Annotated in this window: 4 protein-coding genes; 1 reads left to right on the forward strand and 3 read right to left on the reverse strand. The window is 70.8% G+C overall.

Annotation, left to right across the window (positions count from 1 at the left end; all coding sequences use genetic code 11):
* Positions 1-468, reverse strand: a 468-nt coding sequence (locus WA805_RS28160) for an aminotransferase class I/II-fold pyridoxal phosphate-dependent enzyme (protein ID WP_425243837.1), incomplete at its 3' end; no start/stop codon positions are given.
* A gap of 69 nt (positions 469-537) precedes the next feature.
* On the opposite strand from WA805_RS28160, the gene WA805_RS28165 reads away from it, so the two are divergent.
* Complete coding sequence (locus WA805_RS28165; protein WP_422339278.1) at positions 538-2,046, forward strand: sensor histidine kinase; 1,509 nt, start codon at positions 538-540, stop codon at positions 2,044-2,046.
* 25 nt (positions 2,047-2,071) lie between these two features.
* Here WA805_RS28165 and WA805_RS28170 read toward each other — a convergent pair whose 3' ends face one another.
* Positions 2,072-2,326: a WhiB family transcriptional regulator gene (locus tag WA805_RS28170; RefSeq protein ID WP_422290886.1), complete on the reverse strand. Its 255-nt coding sequence runs from the start codon at positions 2,324-2,326 to the stop codon at positions 2,072-2,074.
* A gap of 340 nt (positions 2,327-2,666) precedes the next feature.
* On the reverse strand, positions 2,667-3,308 hold a 642-nt coding region (locus tag WA805_RS28175), incomplete at its 5' end, for a diacylglycerol/lipid kinase family protein (RefSeq protein WP_425243838.1).

The following is a 3,308-nucleotide window of genomic DNA, read 5'->3' on the forward strand; positions in this document are numbered from 1 at the left end:
GGTCACCAGGACGCGCACGCCGGGGCGGCGCGCGAGCCGGCACGCGTCGACGAGCGAGGCGTGATTCCGCTCGTCGGACACGATGAGCACGCCGTCGCCGCTCAGCGCGCCGGTCAGCGCGGTCACGACGGCGAGGTTGGCCAGGTAGCCGGAGGAGAACACGAGCGCCGCCGCCGCGCCGGTGAACTCGGCCAGCTCCGCTTCGAGCTCGGCGTGCAGCGCCGTAGTGCCGGTCACCAGCCGGGACCCGGTAGCCCCTGTCCCCCAGACGCGCGCTGCCTCGGCCGCCGCCTCGGCGAGCCTGGCGTCGCCGGACAGCCCGAGGTAGTCGTTGGACGCCAGGTCCAGTGTGGCCTCGCCTGCGGCGCGCGGCACGAGGTATCGCCGCAGGCCAGCGGCCTCGCGCGCGGCCGCGGCCGTGCGCAGCCCGGCGAGCGGATCGAACGTGGGGTGAGCGGAGCCCTGCATGGGCGCATAATGCCAGCTCATGCTCTGATGAGGAAATTTCACCTGGCCGGCGCGTGTCAAAATGGAACAGTGCCCACGCTTACCGACCTCGCCAGGAACTACACCACCCTCTCGGCCGCCGACGTGGAGTGGCTGCACTCGCTGGTGTCCGACTGGCAGCTGCTCGCCGACCTGTCGTTCGCCGACCTGATCCTGTGGGTGCCGATGCGGGTGCCCGCGGGCGCGGCGGGCTCCGGCTGGGTGGCGGTCGCGCAGATGCGGCCGACGACCGGGCCCACCTCGTTCCCCGACGACGTGGTGGGGACCCAGATCGGCCAGGGGCGGCGGCCGCTGCTGGACACGGCGCGCACTGAGCGGCGCATCTGGCGGGAGAGCGACCCGGACTGGACGAGCGGCGTGCCGGTGCGCGCCGAAGCCATCCCGGTGACCAGGAACGGCGATGTGATCGCCGTCATCGAGCGGTCGACGAACCTGAACTCCGCGCGCACACCCAGCCGTCTCGAGCTCACCTACCTGCAGGGCGCCGACGACCTGGCGCGGATGGTGGCGGAGGGCACGTTCCCGTATCCCGGGCATGACACGACCCTGGTCCGCTCGCCGCGGGTGGGCGACGGCCTGCTGCGGCTCGACAGCGCGGGCCGGGTCACCTACGCCAGCCCGAACGCCCAGTCGGCGTACCGTCGGCTAGGACTCGCCGCGGACCTCATCGGGGCGGACCTCGGCGCCGCGACCGCGCAGCTCGGCGCCGCGGGTGAGCCGGTCGACGAGTCGCTGATGCTTGTCGCGAGGGGCCGGGCGCCCAAGGAGACGGAGATCGACGGCAACGGCGCGGTCGTCCAGCTGCGCTCTATCCCGCTGGTGGTGGCGGGCCAGCGGACCGGCGCGCTGGTCCTGGTCAGGGACGTCACGGAGCTGCGCCGCAGGGAGCGCGAGCTGCTCACCAAGGAAGCCACCATCCGGGAGATCCATCACCGGGTGAAGAACAACCTGCAGACGGTGGCGGCGCTGCTGCGGCTGCAGGCCAGGCGGCTGCAGGCGCCCGAGGCGCGGGCCGCGCTCGAGGAGGCGGTCCGCCGGGTCGGTTCCATCGCGATCGTGCACGAGACCCTGTCGCACGCGCCGGAAGAGATCGTGGACTTCGACGACATCGCGGACCGGGTCGCCATGATGGCCGGGGAGGTTTCGTCGCCAGAGACGCGGGTGACGCCGAAGATCACCGGCCAGTTCGGGATGCTGCCCGCGTCGGTGGCCACGCCGCTCGCGATGGTGCTCACCGAACTGCTGCAGAACGCGCTCCAGCATGGGTTCGGAGCGCTGGGGCCGCGCGCCTGCGCGGACGGGATCATCGAGGTGCTGGCCGCGCGGGCGCCAGAGCAGCTAACGGTAACCGTGAGCGACAGCGGCGCGGGGATCCCGCCGGGCTTCGACCTGGAGAACACCTCGAGCCTGGGACTTCAGATCGTACGAACGCTTGTCGTGGGCGAGCTTGGCGGGCGGCTGAGCATCGCTCCCCGGCCCGGTGGAGGTACCGTGGCGGTCGTCGACCTGCCCGTCCGCTACGAACCGGGCCCGCGCTGACGGCGAACACGGGGCGAAAGACGCGTCAGACGTGGGCCCGCGCGCGCAGCCGGACCGTGCGGCGCTTGACCGCCCGCCGCTCGTCCTCGCTCATGCCGCCCCACACCCCGGCGTCCTGGCCGCTGTCGATGGCCCAGCGGAGGCAATCCTCGAGCACCGTGCAGCGCCGGCAGACCTGTTTGGCTTCTTCAATCTGGAGGAGCGCAGGCCCGCTGTTCCCGATCGGGAAGAACAGCTCAGGATCTACCTCACGACAGGCGGCGACGTGACGCCAGTCCATGGTGCTCACTCCTTCTCGGCGTCGCGGCTGGTCATCGATGCTGGCCGCCACACGCCACTCAGTGCTTGTGAAGCTTTTCACGAGCTATGCGAAATGTCGGGAACAGTTCCTTATTCCCGATCTTTGCTAGTGCCGAGTTGATTGCGCCCGGGCATCAGGGTGAGCCCGGACACGCTCCGAAGGGTGACGCACCCGTGTCGGCCACGCTCAATACCCCGGCGGGACGCCACTCCCCAGGCACGAGATCTAGCCTCTCAACAGGGCAGAGCCAACGCAAGGGGGCGCGGCGAACGAGTATTACGAATTTGGTGTCAGATCGATCACACCAAAGTGCGCTGGGTCACGCGACGACACAAAGTGCTTCGGGGACAAAGCGGAAGGAAACACCCTCAGTTTCCCCCTGGTACTCGCCGTCAATGTGAAATGCGATCGGGCGGTCCGCCTCGAGTGCCAGTTCGGTCAGCGCCGCCGCGCTGACCACATCGCGGACCGACGGCAGCTCGCTGGGCGTGTGCATCATATGGCGAAGCGCCGCCAGCGTCGACAGGGTGCGCATCCGGCGCAGCGCGAACAGGTCGAGGCCTGAGCTGAAGTCGGCGTGCGCCGGCCGGACCGGATGACTGCCGAGGTACGTCCACGGTGAGCTGTTGGTGACCACGCCCATGAACAGCCCGGTCACCGGCGGCTGGCCAGGGGTGGTCAGGGTGAGGGCCGGGTGGCGCCGGTCGGTCCCGTAGTACCGGCGCAGCCCCATTCGCAGGTACAGCATCGTCGACGCCCGCCTGCCCTTGGCGCGCCGCCGGTCGACGTCCGCGACGACCTCGGCGTCGACGCCGAGGCCGGCGCTGAACGTGAAATAGCGGTCCCCGGCGAGCCCGAGCCCGATGGTGCGCCAGGTCCCCGAGTCCGCCGCGGCCAGGATCCGCTGCACCGCCTCGGCCGGGTCGGTCGGCAGCCCGAGCGTGCGCGCGAACACGTTGGC

Origin of the sequence: Trebonia sp. (assembly GCF_049794275.1) — a bacterium.
Taxonomy (GTDB): domain Bacteria; phylum Actinomycetota; class Actinomycetes; order Streptosporangiales; family Streptosporangiaceae; genus Trebonia.